At 62.8% G+C, this 21,770-nt stretch carries 18 protein-coding genes; 9 read left to right on the plus strand and 9 right to left on the minus strand.

The window, feature by feature from the left end; all coding sequences use genetic code 11:
- Positions 1-13 precede the first annotated feature (13 nt).
- From QTI33_RS27740 to QTI33_RS27760, 5 genes are all read left to right on the plus strand, one after another.
- A complete protein-coding gene (locus tag QTI33_RS27740) occupies positions 14-991 on the plus strand; it encodes a glycosyltransferase family 2 protein (RefSeq protein ID WP_286509632.1) in 978 nt (325 codons plus the stop codon).
- 62 nt (positions 992-1,053) lie between these two features.
- Positions 1,054-2,376 (plus strand): lipopolysaccharide biosynthesis protein, encoded by a 1,323-nt coding sequence (locus QTI33_RS27745; RefSeq protein ID WP_286509633.1) that lies wholly within the window; start codon positions 1,054-1,056, stop codon positions 2,374-2,376.
- Between the two features lie 126 nt (positions 2,377-2,502).
- A complete protein-coding gene (locus tag QTI33_RS27750; RefSeq protein ID WP_286509634.1) occupies positions 2,503-3,501 on the plus strand; it encodes a glycosyltransferase family 4 protein in 999 nt (332 codons plus the stop codon).
- Between the two features lie 16 nt (positions 3,502-3,517).
- Complete coding sequence (locus QTI33_RS27755; protein ID WP_286509636.1) at positions 3,518-4,426, plus strand: glycosyltransferase family 2 protein; 909 nt, start codon at positions 3,518-3,520, stop codon at positions 4,424-4,426.
- 4 nt (positions 4,427-4,430) lie between these two features.
- On the plus strand, positions 4,431-5,564 hold the full coding sequence (locus QTI33_RS27760) for a glycosyltransferase family 4 protein (protein WP_286509637.1): 1,134 nt from the start codon (positions 4,431-4,433) through the stop codon (positions 5,562-5,564).
- Positions 5,565-5,567: 3 nt separating this feature from the next.
- Here QTI33_RS27760 and QTI33_RS27765 read toward each other — a convergent pair whose 3' ends face one another.
- Positions 5,568-7,475: an ArnT family glycosyltransferase gene (locus tag QTI33_RS27765; RefSeq protein WP_286509638.1), complete on the minus strand. Its 1,908-nt coding sequence runs from the start codon at positions 7,473-7,475 to the stop codon at positions 5,568-5,570.
- Between the two features lie 65 nt (positions 7,476-7,540).
- Between QTI33_RS27765 and QTI33_RS27770 the strand changes: the two genes are divergently transcribed.
- Complete coding sequence (locus tag QTI33_RS27770; RefSeq protein ID WP_286509639.1) at positions 7,541-8,401, plus strand: class I SAM-dependent methyltransferase; 861 nt, start codon at positions 7,541-7,543, stop codon at positions 8,399-8,401.
- Position 8,402: 1 nt separating this feature from the next.
- Here the strand turns inward: QTI33_RS27770 and QTI33_RS27775 are convergent, their stop codons facing one another.
- On the minus strand, positions 8,403-9,494 hold the full coding sequence (locus QTI33_RS27775) for a glycosyltransferase family 4 protein (protein WP_286509640.1): 1,092 nt from the start codon (positions 9,492-9,494) through the stop codon (positions 8,403-8,405).
- A 122-nt stretch (positions 9,495-9,616) separates the two neighbouring features.
- On the opposite strand from QTI33_RS27775, the gene QTI33_RS27780 reads away from it, so the two are divergent.
- Both QTI33_RS27780 and QTI33_RS27785 read left to right on the plus strand, forming a co-directional pair.
- On the plus strand, positions 9,617-10,900 hold the full coding sequence (locus QTI33_RS27780) for a nucleotide sugar dehydrogenase (RefSeq protein WP_286509641.1): 1,284 nt from the start codon (positions 9,617-9,619) through the stop codon (positions 10,898-10,900).
- A gap of 292 nt (positions 10,901-11,192) precedes the next feature.
- Positions 11,193-11,513, plus strand: a complete 321-nt coding sequence (locus QTI33_RS27785) for a hypothetical protein (protein WP_286509642.1) — start codon at positions 11,193-11,195, stop codon at positions 11,511-11,513.
- A gap of 200 nt (positions 11,514-11,713) precedes the next feature.
- On the opposite strand, the gene QTI33_RS27790 is transcribed toward QTI33_RS27785, so the two are convergent.
- The 7 genes from QTI33_RS27790 to QTI33_RS27820 are packed head-to-tail and all read right to left on the minus strand — an operon-like array spanning position 11,714 to position 19,948.
- Positions 11,714-12,493 carry an energy transducer TonB gene (locus QTI33_RS27790; RefSeq protein WP_286509643.1) on the minus strand — a complete coding sequence of 260 codons (780 nt, stop codon included), beginning with the start codon at positions 12,491-12,493 and terminating at the stop codon, positions 11,714-11,716.
- Between the two features lie 7 nt (positions 12,494-12,500).
- Positions 12,501-16,469 (minus strand): pilus assembly protein, encoded by a 3,969-nt coding sequence (locus QTI33_RS27795; protein WP_286509644.1) that lies wholly within the window; start codon positions 16,467-16,469, stop codon positions 12,501-12,503.
- Positions 16,470-16,514: 45 nt separating this feature from the next.
- Positions 16,515-17,225: a pilus assembly protein PilX gene (locus tag QTI33_RS27800; protein WP_286509645.1), complete on the minus strand. Its 711-nt coding sequence runs from the start codon at positions 17,223-17,225 to the stop codon at positions 16,515-16,517.
- A gap of 15 nt (positions 17,226-17,240) precedes the next feature.
- Complete coding sequence (locus QTI33_RS27805) at positions 17,241-18,377, minus strand: PilW family protein (RefSeq protein WP_286509646.1); 1,137 nt, start codon at positions 18,375-18,377, stop codon at positions 17,241-17,243.
- 1 nt (position 18,378) lies between these two features.
- Entirely contained in the window at positions 18,379-18,822 is a 444-nt protein-coding gene (locus QTI33_RS27810) for a type IV pilus modification PilV family protein (protein ID WP_286509647.1), read from the minus strand.
- A gap of 14 nt (positions 18,823-18,836) precedes the next feature.
- Positions 18,837-19,424, minus strand: coding sequence for a GspH/FimT family pseudopilin (locus tag QTI33_RS27815; protein ID WP_286509648.1), 588 nt, complete (start codon positions 19,422-19,424; stop codon positions 18,837-18,839).
- A 20-nt stretch (positions 19,425-19,444) separates the two neighbouring features.
- A complete protein-coding gene (locus tag QTI33_RS27820; protein WP_286509649.1) occupies positions 19,445-19,948 on the minus strand; it encodes a type IV pilin protein in 504 nt (167 codons plus the stop codon).
- A gap of 162 nt (positions 19,949-20,110) precedes the next feature.
- Between QTI33_RS27820 and QTI33_RS27825 the strand changes: the two genes are divergently transcribed.
- Positions 20,111-21,769 (plus strand): PglL family O-oligosaccharyltransferase, encoded by a 1,659-nt coding sequence (locus QTI33_RS27825; protein WP_286509651.1) that lies wholly within the window; start codon positions 20,111-20,113, stop codon positions 21,767-21,769.
- The last annotated feature ends 1 nt before the right edge of the window (position 21,770 follow it).

A 21,770-nucleotide genomic window follows, 5' to 3' on the forward strand; every position in this document is an offset into this window, starting at 1 on the left:
AAGGAATACGGATATGTCAATTCAACCGGCGTTGCTGGACATCGTGGGTGACTCTCGCGCAGAGAAGGCATCCGCGTCCGATGCTACCGAGGGCTCGCCGGTCGGCCGGTTCAATGCAGGCGACCTCAGCATCGTGATCCCAGCGAAGAATGAAGCGGTCGGACTCGCCGAATTGCTGCCGGCGCTCAAGGCCTTCATGCCGGACGCGGAGATCATTGTGTCGGATGATGGGTCCACCGACGGTACTGCGGCCACCGCTCGTGCCTGCGACGTCCGTGTGATCAGCCGCCCCTACGGGGCTGGAAACGGGGCCGCAATCAAGGCCGGCGCGCGCGCTGCAAGCAGAGAATGGATCGTTTTCATGGATGGGGATGGCCAGCATCGGGCGCAAGACGTCGCGCGTTTGGTCGCCCGCCTGGATGAGGGCTATGAAATGGTGGTTGGAGCGCGAGGCGCTGGTGGGCAGGCGAGTCGCCATCGAGGCTGGGCCAACGCCTTCTACAACCGACTTGCCTCCTGGATGGTCGGGCACACAGTCAAGGACTTGACGTCTGGCTTCCGCGTCGTGCGCCGCAAGAAATTCGAGGAATTCCTTCATCTTTTGCCCAATGGCTTTTCCTATCCAACCACCAGCACGATGGCCTTTTTCCGTGCTGGCTACCCAGTCGCCTATGAGCCCATCGAAGTCCAGCAACGAATCAAAGGCACCAGCAGCCACGTGAAGATCTGGCGCGACGGCTTGCGCTTCCTGCTCATCATCTTCAAGATCGGAACGTTGTTCTCGCCGGTCAAGCTGTTCGCCCCGATCGCCGGCGGTTTCTTCTGCACCGGAGTCGCCTACTACCTCTATACCTTTCTCACGCAGCATCGATTCACCAATATGAGCGTTTTGCTGTTCAGCGCCTCCGTCATCATCTTTCTTATCGGGCTCATTTCAGAGCAGATTACAGCATTGATGTACGGAAGCACCGGGGCTGGTGAGAAAGAATAGCAGGCGTTCTCGTTGATGCCGACCCAGCGAAGCAGACGCGTCTCCAAATAAAGAAACGCACTATGGCGCTGAGCGGTCGTGGGCGGACGTTCTATGGAACAGCAGTTTGGTCGTTCATAGCAAAAGCTGCCGCGGGCTTCTGCCTGCTTCTTTCCATGCCGATGGTCATCGCCGCATTCGGCATAGAACAGTTCGGCGCATGGGCAACATTGAGCTCGTTCGTGGCGATCGCGCCGCTTCTCGACTTTGGCTTTGGAAATTCGGCACTGAACCTGATTTCAGATGCCAGAGGACGCCAAGCTGAGCGCGAATGCTCTCTTCTGCTCAGAATGGCCGCGATCACAGCGGCGAAAATTGCCCTGCTGGTGTCGGTCCCGGCGGTGGTGGCTGTCTTCTTGTCGCCATGGTGGTCGATTCTCGGCTTGCTGCGAGACATGGATCAGCCTGCCCGGCAGGCCGCAGCCATCGTCGGGCTCGCTTTCATCGCCAACATTCCATTGGCAGTGGGGGCCAGGGTACAGCTCGCGCTGGATCAGGCGGCGTCGGCATTTAGGTGGCAGACTGCGGGACAATTGATCGCTCTGGCCGCGATCTATCTGGTGTGTCAAAGCAAATCGGCAACCTTCCCCATGCTCTGCGCAGCCGGAATCCTGCCGCCAACGTTGTGCGCCGCCACGAACTGCTTTCTGATGCTGCGACGCCGGGCGTGGCATTCCGTCGATCAAGAGGATGGCGCCCTCGTCACCGAGCTGGCTCGAAAGTTGCGCCGTCAGAGTCGCTCGTTCCTCATGCTCCAGATGTCTGCCGTCCTGGCCTATTCGAGCGATCTGGCCATCATCTCTTCGAGACTCGGAGCCACCGATGCAGCCACATACGCAGCCTCGCAAAGAGTCTTCTCGATCATTCCCACGGCGGCGTCGCTTCTGTGGGCACCGCTCTGGCCACAATATCGGCGTGCGCTGGCTGCGGGAGAGTTCGGCTGGACCCGGCGAACCTTCAGACGGTCGTTGCTTTTGGCCGCCGGCGGCGCTTCGGCGCTGGCCGCCTGCACCTTCATCGCACTGCCATGGATCGTCGCGGTGCTGGGACACGGGAAAATCAGTCCGGCAGTTTTCTTGAATGCCGGATTTGCCGTCTGGGTGGTGCTTGATTGCGTAGGTGGGGCAGTTGCCGCGCTGCTGAACGCCGGAAACATACTCAGACTTCAATTGATTCTGGCGCTTGTGTTTGCACTGGTGAGTTGTTCTGCGAAAATCGCGCTTGCTCCCGCACTCGGGGTGTCTGGAATTCCCTGGATCACATGCTTTGCCTACGCAGGGTTGATGCTTTTACCAATTTTCATGGTGCGCCGGCGGATCGCTCGTGCCCTTTTCGCCTCGCATTGAATGACGAATTCAGGATCAAGACGGCCAGCGGTGATGTTCGACGGGACTGTCTTTGCCGATCAAGCGTACGGCGGCGTAAGCCGATACTTGGTAGAGCTGGCTCGAAACATCGTTTTGGACGGGCGCATGACCGCGCAAGTCCACGCTCCGTTCTATGTCTCCAAGTATCTCGATGATCTCCGCACAAAGGGGGTTCAAGTTCAAGGTCGAAGACTCCCTGTGTTCCGAGGTACCAGTCTGGTCGCCCGCAATCTGAATCGATTTCAAAGAGCAGACCAGCACTTCGACGTTTTTCATTCGAGCTGGTACCCGCAACGTCGGCCGTGTGAACGAGAAAAAACTCTCGCCATCACTGTGCACGACATGATTGCCGAGCTCTTTCCTAACGAAGTTTCCAATGCAAAATCGCAGTCATTCGAAAAAAAGGAAGCGTTGAAGATCGCGGACGTAATTTTTGCCAACTCGGAAACAACAAAAAAAGATCTGATCGAAATTTCCAGAGTCGAGCCCAAAAAAATCGTCGTGACTCCGCTTGCGACATCGATTTTCGAGATTCCTGTCGACCGCAAGTCGAATGAGGAGGGCGTGCCGTACATTCTCTATGTAGGGCGGCGTGCCGGTTACAAGAATTTCTCGTCCCTGCTCGAGGCCTTCACATCCAGCACGGTGATCAGTTCGGAATTTCAGTTGGTGTGTTTTGGCGGCGAAAAATTTTCGCGAGAGGAAACGGAGCGTTTGCGTAAGCTGCCTGCGAAGGGCCCTGGCAGCGTGAATCGGGTCTCGGGGAACGATGCATGGCTTGCTCAGCGATACGCGGAAGCGGCATTGTTCGTCTGCCCATCGAAATACGAAGGCTTTGGCATTCCGCTCCTCGAAGCGATGGCTTGCGGTTGCCCGGTCGTTTCCACCAGAGCAGGCTCCCTGCAAGAAGTCGGGGGAATTGCGCCTTTCTATGCCCTGGACCCGACACCGGAAGCTTTGAAATTTGCCATGGAGTCCATCCTCTTCGATCGAAGCGCTCTGGATCGAGGCATCGAGGCTGGTCTCAGGCGAGCCAGGCAATTTTCGTGGCGCACGACCGCCGAAAAGACCGTAGATACATATCTGCGCCACATCCGAATCTAGATGGATCGGAATTCTTGTGCATGACATTCCGGAGCCAACGGCGATCGAAAATCTCTACGTCATCCTGACGGATTTCAACGGCTTTGCACAGACGCGGCAGTGCCTCGCAGCGCTGTCTCGGGGATTCGGCGGCTTGCCCCGGATCATCGTGGTGGACCATGGTACGACTCCGGAAGCCAAGCAGGGACTGGCCCGAGAATTTCCCGAAGTCACGCGCGTTGAAGCGTCGAGTGCACTTTGGTGGGCCGGTGCGATCAACGTGGGAATCGAATTCGCCATGGCGGCAGGGGCGACTTGCATCATGTTGCTCAACAATGACTGCTATGTCCGACGCGACACCCTGTTTCATCTTTTGGAGCTGTCGAAAAAGAATCCCGGCGTGGTCATTGCGCCGATTCAATGCGATTTGCAGTCCGGATCGATCGAATCGCTGACCATCGAAAGCAATTTTTTCCTTGGTTTCCCAAGCAAGCCAGGCGCGACTTCGGCAAAGAAGGCCGAGTTCGAGAAAGGTTTGATTCCGGCCGAATTGATGGGCGGAGGGCGCGGCGTCATGATTCCGGTCGGGTTATTCAGGCAAATCGGGGTGTTTGACGAAGCTGCCTTTCCCCACTACTGGGCGGATCATGATTTTTATCTGCGAGCACGCGCCGCGGGGATCGAACTCCGGGTCGCGTTGCATGCGCTGGTGGATGTCGACACCGCCCGTACCTCCATGGCTTCAGCCGTGGCACGGATGAGTTTTTCACAATTCAGGGAAAGCCTGCATTCAATTCGCTCGCATCGCAGCATTCCGCATGTCGCGCCGCTCTTCAAGAAATACTATCCGTTGCGAAGCGCGTACATGCTGGGCGTTTGTCTGTATACGCTTCGCTATCTGCTGAAGTATCTGGCCGGACGCATTCTTCTGGCAGTGAAAAAATGATCCTATGAACATACTGGTCGCGACGAAACGCCGCTATACCGGAAAGGACCTGCTGGATCACCAATATGGCCGCTTGTTCGAAATTCCGGAGGCCTTGGCCGACCAGGGACATCGGGTCACCGGCCTGGCTTTGAGCTACAGGGGGCAGAGCGAGGGCCTGCATCAACCCCGAAAGGTCGCCTGGCACGCCGTGTCTGCCTTTCCTTTTGAGCCCTTGGGGGTTCTTCGCTACTTGAGAAAATTCGAACACCTGATCGATGCAGTGCGGCCGGACGTGGTCTGGGCCAGCTCGGATGCATGGCATGCCATTGCTGCGGAGATCGTGTGCCGCCGTCGAGGTGTTCCCCTGGTGATCGACTTGTACGACAACTACGAGAGCTTCGATCTGACTCGGGTGCCTGGCATTGCTTCGCGATTCAGGGCCTCCTGCAGGGCCGCAGCGGGATTGACGGTCGTGGGTGATGCCCTGAGGGAGAAGGTGGTCGACGAATATCGTTTGGGGGCCAAGCCCGTCGAGGTTGTTGGCAACGCTGTAGACAGATCCGTCTTCTTCCCCCGGAGCAAGGATGAGGCGCGGCGATCTTTGCGCCTTCCTCCGGATGTCCGCATCATCGGAACGGCCGGGGCACTGGACAGCAGCCGGGGCATCGACGACCTGTTCGGGGCGTTCAGCGCACTGGCCGGTCGGCATGGCGACCTTCACTTGGCGGTGGCCGGTCGGAGGGACGCTTCGGCCACGCTCCACGCGCACGACCGGATATGGGATCTGGGGGTTCTCTCGTCTTCGGAGATGCCCTCGTTCTGGAGTGCCCTCGATGTTGCGGTGATCTGCAACAAGGACAGCGCGTTTGGTCGCTATTGCTATCCCCAGAAGTTCCAGGAGATCGTGGCCTGCGAGACTCCCTTCGTTGCAGCCGACGTCGGCGAGATGTCCCGCATTTGCCGAAACGACCGGTCTTTCCTGTATCGCCTCGGATCTGGGGATTCGCTCGCCGATCGAGTGGACGAGGTGCTGTCGGGGCGGATGCGGCCTGCCAGCCTGCGTGCCTCCGATTGGCGCGAGCGGGCGACCGTCGTGGAAGTGCTCATGGATCGCGTCTGTTCTTCACGGCGGCCGGGGTCGCCAATGTCGCACTGACCGTCACCGCTGTAGCGCATAGAGATTGACAGGTTCCGATGCCCACGTGAGGCGATAGATCGCCGCTGCCCTGGCGATCTCTTCCGGTTGCCGCGAGCCCATGCGAACGATGGCGCAGGGAGCCGTCCCATCGGCGCTCGTCCGGTCATGGTATCGCTGCGACACGTTCGTGACCTCGATGTGCTCGATCCGGATGTCCGAAGGCCTGACCCCGGTGACGAGCACCCACAACGGATACTCCCAGTCATCTCCTTGGAGCATCAATCCGATCTTCCTGCAGCCTTGATCTCGAAGGCGCTGCGCTGCCTCGGCATACTTCAGGTACAAGTCGGGCCGCTTGGCAAAGTACTGCTGGTTCCGAGGAACGGCGAGCACGCTCCTCTCGCCCAGAAGCGGCTTCTGCGAGGAGAGAAGAAGGGCTGGGGCAGAAGCCAGGGCAAGGATCGCAGCGATGGCGATGATCGATTTCGTGCTCCCGATGCGATGCGCCATCCAGCCAATGACCGGCGTCCACAGCACGAACAATGGGAGATGCAGCCGGCTGTTCCAGGGCTGCCACCGCAGGTAGGCGCAAAAAAGGAGATAGCCGCCGATGAGGGCCAGGGCATAGGCGCAGACGACGGGGGACCGGTATTTGCGGCCCCGGGAGAGACAGAGTGCGCAAGCCGCCGCGATCAGAAGCAATTGAACCGGATTCCCCGCCGTGTCTTCGTTGACGGACATGCCGGCGACACGGAATTCGGTGGTCAGGTAGGTGGTCCTGGGATCGTTCGGCGAAATGCCGATGACTTCGTGAATGCTGGCGACCAACGCGGCCACCGCACCATCGACCGGCGTCGACGTGCCGAGGTGCAGCGCTGCGTTTCGGACCGCGTTCGAGACCATGACGGCCGTCGAGAAAGTGTCGTTGCTGTAGCGATAGCCGCCGGCCTCCGCACCGGGGCCCAGGGGGCTTGCATAGAGGGACAGGTTGCGCGACCAATGACCCAGGTTCAACACGAACGCCAGCGCGCACGCCAGCGCGACAGCCTTGATGTGCCGACCTTCCTTGCGGAGCAGCCAGGCACCGAGCGCGAGAACGAACGGAAAAGCGAAGACGTACGCCGTTCCTTTCGACAACACTGCAAGTCCAAGGGACAGGCCGAGACCGATGAAGTGCGCTTGCTGCCTCGATCCCTGCACGATTCGGACCCCAAAGTAGGCGAAGCAGACCAGCCAGAACGCGACGGCGTAGTCGGTCTGAGTGGACGTGGCTTGGAGAATCCCCATGGGAATCGAAGCACACACCACCATCGTGAAGATCTGGGCGCGGCGATCGGCGCCGAACTGTCGGGAGATCGCGGAAACGCCAACCACCGCCCCAGCCATGCACAGCCACTGGACGAAGTTCGCGAATCGATCTCCCCCGCTGAGCAATTGGGCTTGCAGGATCGCGAACTCGGCCCAGGGGTTCGAGTGCAACTGGCGAAGGATCGCCGTCGGGTAGAAGTCCACGCTGCCGTTCTGCACCCAGTGGGCGACCCGACTCATGTGATAGGTCATCGAGTCCCAGGTATTGGGCGGCGCGCAGGCCGCCAGCACCGCGGTCAGGATCAAAACGCCAATCACATAGGCCCACATGACTCGTTCCGCCGCGTCGACGCCGCCGACGATCCCGGGACGCCGGAATGCATCGATCGCAGCGCTTGCCCGCACCTTCGAACCGAGGGCCACGGCAAGAATCGCCCAAACGGCGGCGACGGACGTGAAATCGAGCAGGCGGAGAGCCCCGAGGACTTCGGTGACGGCAACCGTCGCGGCACCGATGCAGGTCACAGAGAGCAGCAAGGCCTCGCGTCGGTCTTTGGCGTCCTGCCTTTGCCAGACCAGGACATAGGAGAGCGCAAGGCACAGGGGTAGGAGAAGAATCATCGGTCCCGATCAATCGACTGCGGGTCGAGCCACCTTCGCACTCCCGGCGGACTGCATTCTGACCGATGACGCCTGTCTTCATCCAGGGCGCGTGGACGATCGTCGGCCAGATCGCGCATTCGGTTCTTCACCGGGTAAAGTCCAAACACATGACATCGGTTCATTCATGTCGTCTTTGTGGCGGCCCGCTCTCCAAAGTGTTCAATACCCGTTTGCTGAACAAGCACGATGTTGCCTTTTTCAAATGCGACAGCTGCGACTCGCTGCAATCAGAAGAACCCTATTGGCTCGACGCCGCCTACGCGGTGAGCCTGTCGAGGCTGGACACCGGAGCCGGCCAGCGAAACATGATCAGCCTGGCCGGAGCCCTCTCAGTTGCCAAGTTGTTCGGCGCACGGGACCTGATCGACATGGGTGGCGGCGATGGTCTTCTCTGCCGGCTCCTGCGTGACTACGGTCTGAACTGCTATGTGACTGACAAATTCGCCGCGCCCACGTATGCCCAAGGCTTCACCGAACCGGACTTCGCCAAGCCGGAAATGATCGTCGCTTTCGAGGTGATCGAGCACTTCGCGCAACCCGCTTCTGAGCTGGCGGCGATTTTCGGCGCTGGCGCCGCCGTCATCATGCTGACGACGGAGATCTATGAGGGGCAAAACGAAGACTGGTGGTACCTGGCACCGGAAACGGGGCAGCACATCTTCTTCTATAGCGCCAAGGCCCTGCAACTCATCGGTGAGCGATATGGCTATCACTTCGCGAGGATCGGCCGTTTTACCTTGTTTACCCGGGACAAGGCGAAGCTGCGCTGTATCGCGGCATCGCTAATGCTCCGAGGCTACGGCCTTGCCTGGGTTCGCGCGCTGGTGCAGTTGATGCCGGCGCCCGGAGTGGCCAGGGACATGGGGTTGCAGAAATCGAAGTAGCCTATTCTTGAGCGTCCGCTCCCAGCGCCTCAGCCAACTGCTTGCCGACGCGATCCCAGGAGAAGCGCTGGGCAAAGGCTGCGATGGCGTCGGCGTCCAGCGGACGTTCAAGCAGCGCGATCGCCGCTGACGCAAAGCCCGAGGAGTCTCCGGGGTTGATCAGGCGGCCAGATTGATTCTCGGCGACCGCATCCGGCACGCCGCCCACCCGGTAGGCGACGGTGGCGACGCCGCGTGCAGCCGCCTCGATGGCGACCATGCCGAAACCCTCCGGGTCGTTGGGCCGCAGTTGGACCGGGAATACGTGCAGGTTCGCGATTCCGTAGACCATCGACAGTTCATCGTCGGTGATCTTGCCCAGGAAGCGGATGTTCGCCGCCACGCTCGCCTGGCGCGCGACGGCCTGGATGCTTTCGACGCTCTGGCTTGCCGCAGCCAGGGCGTGAACCGGTGCGTCGCCTACGATGACGAGGGTGCAGTGGGGCACTCGCGCGACGATGCCCGGCAGGACGTCCCGCACGAATTCCAGGATGCCTTTTCGCGGCGTCAGTCGGCCCACGGAGATCAGCAGCTTCCCAGGGCCGAGATCGTGCTTGCGCCTGAACTCCGCAAGATCCTGGAGATCGCCCGGTTCCGAGTTGGCGGGCAACTCCACGCCGGGATGGACGATCCGGAGCCGGTCGCTCCGAACACCCGCGCGGAGCGCCAGTTCGCGCGTGGCCGAGCTGTTGACGATGACTGTGTCCGCCCGCGCGACCAGCGGCAGCCACACGCGCCTGTAGACCGCATGGTCGACCGTCAGGTCAAGCCCGTGCGCATACACAACCGCCCTGGCGCCGATGAACCTGGCCACGATCACGGCGATGGGGGCTGTCAGGCCACTACCGGCCATGATGATGTCGGGGCGCCAGCGCCGCGCGATCCGTAAACACCTGAGGAAGGCCTGGAGCAGGAAAGGCCCCATCTTCTCGCTGGTGGCCTCGTCAATCGCGACCTCTTCCGGCGCCAGCGACGCACTACCTTTTGGTCCGAGTACACGCACTTGCGCGTATCGCGAGAGCTCTTGCGCGATGTGCCAATTGAGCCGCTCCATGCCGCCGACCAGCGGCGGGAGATTGCGTGTAACAAGGAGAATCCGCGGTGTACGATTCGCCACTGTCAAAGGTTGATTGCCAGGGTGTTTCATCAAACCGGTAATTCCCAAGGAGTGTTGATTTGAATCAGGCCAATGTGCGCGCTGTGGGCGTGATCGGGTTGGGCTATGTCGGGCTGCCGCTCGCACTGCGCTTTGCCGAAACCGGCATCCGCGTCTTGGGCTTTGACGTCGACGAGTCGAAGATTCGTGCCATCGGCGAAGGCCGAAGCTACATCAAGCACATTGGCGACGCGGCGGTGCAGCATGGGTGCAGTCTGGGGTTCTCAGCGACTTCCGACTTCTCTCGCGCGAGCGAAGTCGATGCGGTGATCATATGTGTCCCGACGCCGCTCAACGCGCATCGCGAGCCGGACATGCGCTTCGTGATCGGCACCACGGAAGCGCTGGTGCCCCATCTTCGGGCCGGCCAATTGATCTCGCTCGAAAGCACGACGTATCCCGGCACCACGGAAGAAGAGCTACGGCCACGCATCGAATCGCGCGGCTTCAAGGTCGGGGAGGACATATTTCTCGTCTTCTCGCCCGAGCGCGAAGACCCGGGCAATCCCCACTTCCGGACCCAGACCATCCCCAAGGTCATTGGCGGCTCCACGCCGGCCTGCCTTGCTGCCGGCGTCGCGCTCTACAGCCGCGTGATCGACGAGGTCGTCCCCGTGAGCTCCACGCGCGCCGCGGAAATGACCAAGCTGCTCGAGAACATCCACCGTGCGGTGAATATCGGACTCGTCAACGAGATGAAAATCATCGCCGATCGCATGGGCATCGACATCTACGAGGTCATCCGCGCCGCTGCAACCAAGCCCTTCGGTTTCGTTCCCTACTACCCCGGCCCGGGCCTCGGCGGCCATTGCATCCCGATCGACCCTTTCTACCTGAGCTGGAAGGCGCGAGAGTACGGCGTCAATACCCGCTTCATCGAGCTCGCCGGCCAGGTCAACAGCGACATGCCGCAGTGGGTGGTCCAGAAGGTGAGCGACGCGCTGAACGAGCGCGAACGCGCCGTGAAGGGCAGCCGCATCCTGATCCTCGGCATCGCCTACAAGAAGAATGTCGACGACATGCGTGAGTCGCCTGCCGTCGTGCTCATGGAACTGCTCGAAGCACGCGGTGCCATCGTGGCCTACGCGGACCCCTGGGTGCCGGTGTTCCCGACCATGCGCGAGCATCACTTCGACCTTTCGAGCGTCGACCTCACGCCCGAGTCCGTGGCTTCGTACGACGTGGTGCTGGTGGCGACGAATCACGATGTGTTCGACTATCCGATGATCCAGGCGAACGCCAAGCTGATCGTCGATACGCGCGGCGTCTATCTTGAGCGGTCGCCCAACGTCGTGCGCGCCTGAGCCCGCTGCGTCCGCCAAGTCCCGTCGCCATACTGCGGCCGTCACGTCAACAAAGGCGTGATCGGGATTGGTGTCCCGAGTAACCCGCTGCGACGCAAGCCGCAGCCTCTGTATCGCAGATGAGTCTGCGGCTTCGTTGTTCGTGCCTCCATTTTTTGGCGGCTCGGACGGGGAGCCGCAAGGCTCGCCGGTTCGCGCACGCGGTGCCCGGTACGCCAACCTGTTCGAGTCGCCGCCACCAATGGGCTTTAGGGGCGGGGGTTGTAGCAAACCGCACTGCTTGGAGGCCAACTTGGCTAACCCCCCTCGCGCAGCCGCGCACTCCCCCGCAACCCCCGCCCAGAGCCGCGCCCTCGACGTCGCCGACCGATTGGGCGACCTGAAAGACGTGTACCGCGCCAGCGTCCGCATCGAGCGTTTCATCCGCCCCTTTCACGTGCGCGAGCACGACGAGTTCAGCGCCACGCCGGCCGAACTGGGCGCCCTCGTGACAACGGTCAATGCGGAGTTCGAGCGCCGCATGGAAGCCATCGATGCCGCCTGCGAGGCGCTGCAGAAGGTGCTGCGCAAGGCGGCGCGCAAGGCCCTGAAAGTCAAGTCGAAAGCGCGATAGACGCGCTGCAGAATTGCGCCGGTTCCCGCGGTTGATCCCCAGTCGCTGTTCGACGGATTCAAGTCGCCCGGCTGCGCAGGAGGTTGATGGAGGGCTGAATGGCTCGGCCAATGCGCGCACCCGGTGGGCAGCGGTTGCTGATGTCGCTTGGCCGTCGCAGAGATCCGGCTCATTCGGTGCCTGTCATTGGCGGCCGGCTCTCATTCGACCGATGGGCTTGTAAGTGGCGCCGCCGGCAGCAATGGAATGCTGTCAAACACGACTTCCACCCGCACCCTCGATTTCACCAACCGCCCATCGATCTGCCCGGGCGAAAACCGAGCCGCCATGAACGCCTCCCGCGCGGCCTGCTCGAAGGCCGGCGGCAGCGCTGCCTCGTCGGCGGACACGTGATGTACGCGGCCATCCTCGTCGATGAACAGCGACAGGATGCCCACGTGGCGATCCAGGTCCGCGAGGCCCTCGGGCGCAGCGATGATCACGAGCGACTGCGCAACCGGCGGGACCGACAGCAAGGGACGCGGCACGTATTCGTCGTCGCCTCTCGTTGCCGCGGGTGTGGCGACCGTCGGAACATCCGCCTCCGACGAAGGCTTCGCCGCGTTGCCGGGCAGCGCCGCCATGTCCGCTTTGTCTGGAGGCCCAGGCTTCTGCTCCGGAGGCCGCGCCGCGTGCGAGCCAACCGAAGAAGATCGATTTGATGGCGTCCGCGCACCAAGGGTCATGGTTCGTTCGTCGGCGGTAGTTCCCGAACGTGCGACCGCTTCGTCCTGCAGCACCCGCACTTGCAACCCCGCGGATGACCGGGCCGGCGAATGAGCCGCTTGCCGTGGTGGCTTTGAAGTCGCGGGCGCTTCGAGCAGCAGCAGGTGAGCCGTCAGCGAGACAGCGATGCACAGTGGCAGCGTATGTCGTTTGTCGAACAGCTGCCACTGCGCATGATCAGACCACATCCCTCCGAACCCGGCGAGCGCCCGCATCCCGGCTTCAATCCGTCAGTTCGCGCCACGAAGTCCGGTGCGCGCTGCCAGTGCCCGAGGTCTTGATGATCGGCGGAATTTCGGTCCTCAGATCACCATTGCTCCCCTGGGAGATGATGCGCACATTGCCGTTGGTGTCCTTGACCCAGCTCAGGCCGACGATCAGCGAGTTGCTGCTCCACAGTTCACCGGTGGGGTTGGTTGTGATCACCCCGCCAGTCGTTACGTTCAGGAAGTAGCGCCAGGACGATCCGCCCGACGCGCACGCGTCGCCATTCGGAATCGCGGTGGCGATCGCCAGGGTGCTGAATTGCAGGCCCGGGGCGATCGCCATGCGTTCACCCGTGTGCGGCAGGTCGATCCACCAGCCAGCCTTGGTGGCCCAGTCGACCGCGAGGTTCGAAACGGACGCGGTCTTGGCCGTTGCATCCACCGTGAAAGTCTGCTGCACGAAATCAGTGGTATCGGCGCGCACATCGCCCCAGCCGGTTGCGGTCAAGTCGTCCTTGAAGGCATAGATGCTCTGTTGCTGCGAGTCGGTGATATCGGAAGAGCCCAGGTAGCGCCCCGTTCCGACGATCACCACGGGCTTGCCGGAAACCAGCGCCAGTTCCGGTTTGGTCGTCACCGGCTGTGGCGCGGTGGCGCTGGTCTGCAACTTGGCGATCTGCATGGCGGCCTGGTGAGGCAGCACCAGGTTGTCGATGTCGAATCGCCAGATGTTGCCCTTCAGGTCGCCGCCGTAGAAGCGCTTGCCGGTGTTGTCGGTCGAGTTGTCGATCCAGACGTTGATCTTCGCCAGGCCGCTCGGATCGGAACTGCTGCCGACACCGGTCGAGATGTCCAGGAGCTTCGCGCCGCTGTTGGCATTCAAGATATACAGATGCCCCTGGCCGTCGCCGCTGGTGTTGTTGTAGCCCGATGACAGTGCCACCACCCAGGTGCCGTCGGCACGCTTGGTGATGAGCGGGTTGCCAAAGCTCAAGCCCATGTTCGCATCGTTCGCATCGGAGAACTCCCACAGCACTTTCGGGCTGGCGGGATCGGTGATGTCCAGGGCGTAGAAGCCCTGGCCGCCGGCGTTCAGTCCGCCAACCAGGATGGTCTTCCAGACACCACCGACCTGGATGTCGGCCATGACGGGCGCGCCATCGACGAAATACTGGTGCTTGATGCCGTAGTTCGAATCCGCCAGCTTGTAGAGGTTGGGCAGCACCGCGGTAGGCACGAAGGCCCAGAGTTCCGTGCCGCCGTCCGAGGGGTCCGCCGAGAAGGCGTGCAGCATGCCGTCGTTCGCCGCCACGTAGACGACGTTTTTCCGAGATGCCTGTTGCGTCACGAAGTCGGCGTATCCCGCGTCTCCGTACTTGAAGGGCGGCACCCCGACGTGGACTGGCGCACCATTGATGATGTCGCCGAGGAGATGGTCCCGCTTGCGGTAGAGCGCCGCACTGGTGACACTGACCCCGGTGGAAGCTGTTGCCACGGTCGATTCGTAGCTCCGACTTCCCTTCAGGTAGTCGACAAGGTTGGTTCCATTGTTCGCGAGCGCCTTGTCGCCAGGCGTGAGATTGGCGCACTGGGCCGGCACCACAGCCTTCGAGCACAGATTGTTGAAGAACGCCTGTTGTCCAGAGCTCAAATTGCCATAGCTGAAGCTCTGCAATCCGCTCGTGCCGTTGAAGTAGATCGTGCGGTTGGCGGGCAGCATCGTGTCGAGCTTCTCCTGCGCGGACCAGGTCGGCGTGGTCGCAATCGTGGCATCCGAACCGCTGAGCGCATAGGCTTGCAGATCGCCGGTCCACGATTGCGTGGTGTAGCTTGCCCGATAGACCTGATTGTTGTTCCCCGTCACCAATTCGAGCGAACTGGTCGATGCCGCAGAGGCCGAGCCCGAAACCTGCTGAACCGAAGTGATGACTCCGTTGATGGCCTCGGCCAGCAAGCCTGCATTGAGGGCGGAATAGTACTGACCGCGGCCATTGACGGCGGCGTGCCAGAGGTCGTCGACGTTGGTCGCATTGCCGCCGCTGCTCGTCTCCGCAGGCGTTGGCCACTTCTGGGCGCCGGTTTTGAGATCCGCGAAGTCACCCGTTGTCTGGGTCAGGTAGTTCCGGTCGTACGCCAGCGTACCGCTCACCCCCAGACCGATGGTGAAGGTATTCATATGCTGGCTGGTCAGCGTGTCGCTGCCGGCCGGCCGCACGATGTTGGCGCAGATGTCCTGGCTGCTGCCGGAACTGGTCGAGGTGCAGTTGCTCAGAGTCTGGTCTCGCAAGTCGGTCTTGTAGTAGTACTGCGCGACGTCGGCCAGCGTGTTGGGCGACTCGCTCGCCGGGGTCGTCGTCGTGACCGTCGGGGTGCCCGCAGTGTAGGGTTGCGTGGTCACCGCACTGTTTGAGTACGTGACGTTGGTCGGCGTGAAGGACTTGGTCGCGGCATCGTTCGTCGTCGTGACACTGCTGCTGGGCGGGTTCTGGGTGCAGTCCAGGCTCGTGGATCCGGTCCCATAGCTGGGCGGCTCGATCGGCGTCGTGGTGCTGGGATTCGAACTGGTGCTGGTGTCGGTGATGACGACCGTGGTGTTGCCATTGATCCAACTCGAGACGTTGGGAAGGGTCGTTGGATTTTGCGTCGTGGAGGTCACGACGCCATCCGTGCGAACCTCGGTCACCGTGTAGGTCGAGGTGCCGGTTTGAGGCGTCGTGAATTGCTGCGTCTGCTTTTCCGTGGCGGTCTGGGTCCGGGTCGTGACGAGGTAGTAACCCGTTTTCTTGCAATTGCCTGTGCTTGTTCCGCTGCCCGCGGTTCCGGGGCCTGTCGACGACACGGTCACCTTCTTCCAGGTGATCGTGCGCGACTGGAGGACCGAAGTTTGAACGCGGCTGGCGTCAGCGCTGTAGGGCGTCACCGTCGACGTGATCTCTTTGGTGTCGTCCTTCATGGGACGAAGTTCGGCGCCGTCCTGGTTCCCGACCAAGGTCGCATTGTCGAGCTGGTAGGGCCCGAACCTGGGTGAATTCGTGCTCTCCAGGCCGGTGTTCCAGTAGCCATCGGTCGACAGCAGCGCATAGTTGCGCTGGCAGGAATACTGCATCGGGTCATAGGTCTGTCCTGAGACCTTCTTCGCGAAATAGCGCCCGGCCTTGGACAGCGCGCCGCGCAGCGGCGTGTTGCCGCTCGGCGCGGCGGTGTACAGGCTGTTGTAGAAGTTGGTCTTCTGTGTGCTGTCGAAGTCCTTGGTGTCCCGGAACTTGTTGGTACCGTCCACCGCGCTTTTGTCGCTGATCGTGCTGAAGCCCACGCGATAGCTGGAGTCCAGCGCCGAAATGGCCCGGCCCATGGCCGTGCGCATCAAAAGGTAGCGCTTGCGGTAGTACGAATACCAGTTGGCATAGTTCTGCGCCTCGGACGAGGCGCTGGTCACCGTGACCGGGGTGAACACGGTGCTGGCCGAACTTGCGCCCGTCTTGCACTCTTTCAAGAAGGTGTTGTTGACGGGGCCGCTGCTGGTGTAGACCCAGCCCATCTTTGGTTGGGAGCCGCTGTAGGTGTAGTAGACGCTGCTGTCGAGGTTCGTCTTCGAGCCCGACGTTGCATAGCCGTCATCCCAGGCGTCGCCGAACGTCGAATTCGGCATGGACGTGCCGTCTGCATTGAGAGGGGGCGCATAGGTCAGCGTCGGGTCATAGGCAACGCCGTTGCATTGCGCCGACTTGTAGCCATACGTGCTGCTGCCGCTCATGTCATCGGGCATGTAGGCTGAATCCATACTGCCCGAGTTGTCGAGGATGAACAGCAGGTTGGGCTTGGCCTGGACCGTGGGAGTCGTGGCCAACGGCTGGTTCGACAGATCGGTCACGCCGGCGCGAGCCGATGGCCCGAACGCGGCGATCGTCAGTACCCCCGCCATCGCCAGCGCGGTGCAGCAGGTTCGCCCGCGTGGCTCGAAGGCGGACGTTGCGGTGTTCTTCATGGCGTTGATTTCCTCTCTCTGGTCGCGCCGGATGGCGCGCCCTCTTCAGAAGTGCACGATGGTTTCGGTGTAGCTGGCGGTGTTTCGCGCGCCGAGCACCCGCACCACGACGCGGTAGTAAGCGCTCGCGGTTGAGCAGGCGAATCCGGCGCCCCCGCTGTAGTCTTTGCCACCCTTGGATCCACAAGAGTCGGTGCTGGTCGAGCGTTGCGCGCAAGTGATCGTCGTGTCGGTGGTGAAGTCGCCCGGCTTGGAGCACAGCCTGAACACGACGTAGCGCGTCGCGTTGCCGTTGATGCTGCCAGCGTCCGCCGTCAGCACGGTGCAGCCGGTGTAGGAGCCGCTGACAGAACTCTTGCAGCCGTTGCCGTCCCAGTCGATCAGTTGACGATTGGCACTGCCAGCCGATTGCTGGCCGGTCGCATCGATCGGTGGCTTGACCGTCACGCCGTCCGCGGCGAGTTCCTGCGTGCTGGCGTAGTAGCCGTTCGCGGGAATATCCGTGTTCAGGGTGGCGTTGTTGAGGGTCAGCCAGTTGATGGCCTGGCGCGCGGCCTGGTCGGCCGCGGCGGTGGCGTCCTGCTTGAAGCCGATGTTGCCCAGCAGAAGGGTGCCGGTGTCCACCGAGCGCACCAGCGCCAGGGTCGCCAGCGACAGCGCGACCAGGGCGAGCAGGGCGAACACCAGGGAGACACCGCGCTGAAGGCGCAGGCGCGAGGACGGGAGCGAAGCGATCTTGTGCATGGACAGGGTCATGGACTTGGAGCTCAATCAGGAATTCCAGAGCACGTTGCGCAGGGGCACGATCGCGTCGTAGACCTTGTAGCGGTAGTGCTTCCAGTCGGCCAACTGGCTCACGTCGAGGGCAATGCATTTGCTGGTGCCGCAGGGCGCCGTGGTGGGACCGTTGATGGTTGCGGTGGCGCCCACGTCCCACTGCGGCGCGTTCCGCGTCACGATCTCCTTCTCGAACTCGTTGCTGCGGGCCACGATGGCAATACGGATGGCGACCACCCGGCGCCAGTCGGCGTTGGTGATGGGCGTGATGTTGTCGTAGGTATCGACCACGACGTTTCCGCTGGGATCCAGCGTGCCTTTGCCGTACATCGCCTGCATGTTGACGATCTGCGGGTAGAGGTCCTGCGACGCCGTCACGCCGTTGACGGGCGAGCGGTCGGTGACTTGCAGGTTGTGGGCGTTGATCGCATAGTCGCGCGACACCAGCGAGCCCACGTTCAGCAGGTAGTCGTCCTTGACGTAGCCACCGGCCGGAAAGATGGTGTTCTGGTTCCACTTGCTGGTGGCGGTTGCCACATGCGGCACCACTGTCGGCCCCAGGGTGGTGGTGGGCGACGCAATGTCGTTGGTCACGCTGAACAGCGAGCACCAGGTGGCGGGGCCCTGCAGTCTCGGCACCGCAATCATCAGGTTGCCTACCACGGCGCCAAATGAGGATTGCACCGTGAAATGGTCGTCGGTCTTGAGGGCTGCGCCCGACAACACGACGGGCGCCGAGAAACCCGTGGTTCGGCCGCGCAGCACGGTGATCGTGTCTGGCGCGTCGCCGCCGCCGTCGTTGATGACGACCGGCGCCAGCGTCAGGGAGAATGCCTTGGCGGCGTCCGTGTCGTATTGCCCCTTCACCTGGCAGCCGAGTGCATCGAGGTTGGATGTCGCACCATACCCCGCCATCTGGATCTCGCGCTGCAGGGTATAGAGCGCCATGGCACCGTTGACCTGGGCGTCGCTGCCCATGGAGGCCGAGCGCTTTTTTCCTTCGGCAAACACCAGCACCTGGGCGATGACCAGCACGGTCAGCATGCCCAGCACCAAACCGACCATGAGTTCCACGAGGGTGAAGCCACGCTGCCTCGGAGGCACGCCACCGGTTGACTTGAGAGTGCGCATTTCAGTTTCCCGCCTTCGCCACGGTGGTGTGCGTGACGTACTGGTGTGATTCGCCGCCCGGCATGGTCCAGGTGATGGTCACTGCGACATCACCGGTGGTGGCATCGACCGTCACAGCGCCATTGCCGCTGGGCAGGCTGCTGCGCACCTTGGTCTGCCATTCCTTGCAGTTGGCATTCGAGGCGCAGCCGCTGCCGTTGTAGGTGGCCATGCTGGTCAGGTCCGACCACATGCGGCCCACGACGTCGCTGGCGAGCAGTGCCGCGTCGGCGCGGACCTTGGATTCGGTCTGTGCGCGCGTCATTGCACTTTGCAGGCCGACCAGGCCGATCACGCCGAGCAGAAAGATCAGCATGGCGACCAACACTTCGATCAAGACGACGCCCCGGACGCGATGCGAGGCGACGGGTCGTTGCCGTCTGCGGTTCAGGTCTCGAAGGTGCATGGCTGTGCCTCGCTTCAGCATTTGCGCGGATCGTTGGCGTCGGTGACGCGGGGGTCGCACATCCGCACCAGCCCCGCGGGAGAGACGGCGAGGCGCAGGTTGACGCTGGAGCCTGGACCGGTCACGTCGATCTGGCCAATGGAATCCGTGTTCGTGACTCTCCCGAAGCCGTCGAAGGTCACGAAGGTGCCGGCCGTGGATTTGTCGGACTGCACGGAGGCGACCGTGACCCTGCCGCCCGCGTCGCCCATCGCCCGGCCCGTGACGAGCATCGGCGACGAGACCGTGGAAGGCTTGTCGGCGCAATGGCCCACCGGCGAGTTCACGCTCACCACCCACGAGCCGCTGATGTCCGAGAGCGTGCAGTCGTTGCTCAGCACCGACGGGTCATTGACGGCGACCAACCAGAACGACACATTCTGATTGCGCCGCACGGCTTCGGCGCGCGCGATCTGGAGGCCGTTTTGTAGCGAGTCCGCGACGTTGCGGATGCGCGCGTTGCCGAGCCACGATGCGACGCTCGGCATCGCCATCATCAGGATCAGCGCCAGCGCCGCCACGGTGACGACGAGTTCGACGAGCGTGAAGCCGCGCTGGCGCATGGTTCTGTTCCGTTCAGGCATCAGCAGGTCGTGGCTTTGGTGAGCCAGCAGGTCGCCGTGACGGCGCTGCCCTTGAACGTGGTCGTCGCGCGGTCGCCATTCTGGTTGATGGTGTAGACGAAGCCGACGGCCGCTCCCGCGTTCCCGGTCGCGGTCACCGTGTAGCTTTGCTGGGTGGTGTCGCCGGCATCGGTGTTGGTTGCGCAGCCGAAGGAGAAATACTTGGCGCTGCTTGGGGCAAACGTGTTCCAGGTGTTCGCGGTCGGGTCTGCTGCGCAGGCGGCCGAGGTGCCGTAGTTGCGGTTGTCCTGGTAATACTGTTCGAGCTTGGTCCGGTAGTCGGAGAGAAAGCTGAATGCCTCCTGGACCTGCCCGCGCCGGATGTAGTCGTTGTACGCAGGCACCGCCACGGCGGCCAGGATCCCGATGATCGCCACCACAATCATGACTTCGATGAGCGTGAAGCCTGCCGACCGGCGATGGGATTGGGAAACGTTTTGCACTGTGATGACCTTTGTCGACATTGCTTGATTTAGGTCACAAATTGTCACTGAACCGCCTATTTCATTCTTTGCCGCCCGTCAGGGCCGCGCTTCCTTTCGTCGCTCGCGCGCGGCCGATTTGTGAACTTTCGCATTGATTCAAGGGGTCTTTGGTTGGCGTTTTCAATTAGGTGCGCACGGGAAATGGCTTTGAAAGAACTCGGAAAATGGGCGTTTGCCGCGCTGATTGCTCTGCCTTTTCTATTTCCATTTGCCGAGGGGCCCGCGGTCAACGCCCAGCAGTTGCTGGCGACGTGGGGTTGCGTGGCGCTGCTGCCGGGCCTCGCGCCGACCCATTCACCCTCCCGCCCCCTCCTTGCCTGGCTGGCCGTGACCACCCTCGCCGTCCTCCTGGGCCATGGTCAAGACGTCCCCCTGGCCGCGGCAACCGCCTTCGCGCTGGCGGTGGTGGGCGCGGCCGCCTGCGTCGGCGCCGGCCTGGCGCGCGCCCGCTCGCCTGCCCCCTGGGCCTGGGCGCTCCTCGCCGCCGGCCTCCTCAGCGCCCCCCTCGGCCTGCTCCAGTACTACGGCCTGGCCGACGCCCTGGTCCCCTGGACCACTGCCCCGGAAGCCGGCCAGGCCTACGGCAACCTGCGCCAGCGCAACCAGTTCGCCTCGCTGATCAGCATGGCGCTGATCGCGGCCTTGTGGCTGCACGCGGTCCATGGTCGCCGGGTCCGCGCGGCGCTGGCGCCCGGCGTGCTGCTGCTGGTCGTCGCCGCCGCCGCCGCGACCTCCCGCACCGGCCTGCTTCAACTGCTGCTGATCGCCGGCGGCTCGGCCTTCTTCGCCTGGCGCGAACGTCGGCGCGATCCTGCCCGGCCTGCCCGTCTCCCGCATCCCTTAATCCTGGTCTCGCTGGTGCTGGCGTATTTCGCAGCCGCCTGGCTGCTGCCCCACCTCGCCAGTTCCGAGGTCGAAGGCATGCTGGTACGCCTGCGAGACGGCGCCCCGGAGGCCGACAGCCGGCTGGTGCTCTGGCGCAACGTCATCGACCTGATCGCCCAGCACCCCTGGGCCGGCTGGGGCTGGGGCGAGCTGAAGTTCGCCCACTACAGCACGCTCTACGCCGGCCCGCGCTTCGTCGAGATCCTCGACAACGCCCACAACCTGCCGCTGCACCTGGCGGTCGAACTCGGCATTCCGGCCGCGCTGCTGGTCTGCGGCGGCTTCGGCTGGCTGGTGGTCGCCGCCCGCCCGTGGCGCGAGGCCGACCCGGCCCGATTGATGGCCTGGGGCCTGCTGGCGGTGGTCGTGCTGCACAGCCTGCTCGAATACCCGCTGTGGTTCGGCCCGTTCCAGCTCGTCTTCGGGTTGTGCCTGGGTTTCCTCTGGCCGGGACCCGCGGCGGGTCTGCGATCGCCCCGCGTCCTGCCGCTGGCGGCGCGCGCGGCCCCGATGGCCTGCGCGCTGGCCCTGCTGGCCGTGGTCGGCTACGCCACCTGGGACTACACCCGCGTCAGCCAGGTCTACCTGGCGCGCGAGCAGCGATTGCCGGCCTACCGCGACCATCCGCTCGACCAGGCGCAGCGCTCATGGCTCTTCGCGGCACCCGTCGCCTTCGCCCGGCTGACGCTGACGCCGATCGACCGCGCCAACGCGGCCGAGATGCATGCGCTGGCGCAGGGCGTGCTTCACTTTTCGCCCGAGCCGTCGGTGATCGGCAAACTGATCGACAGCGCCGTGCTGCTGGGCGAGGAGGGCGAGGCCGTCGCGCAGGCCGCGCGTTTCAAGGCCGCCTTCCCGCACGAATACGGCCGCTGGATCGCCGGCCTGCCGCTGGCCGACGACGCGGCCGAATAGC

The organism is Variovorax davisae (assembly GCF_030316845.1).
Taxonomy (GTDB): Bacteria; Pseudomonadota; Gammaproteobacteria; order Burkholderiales; family Burkholderiaceae_C; genus Variovorax; species Variovorax davisae.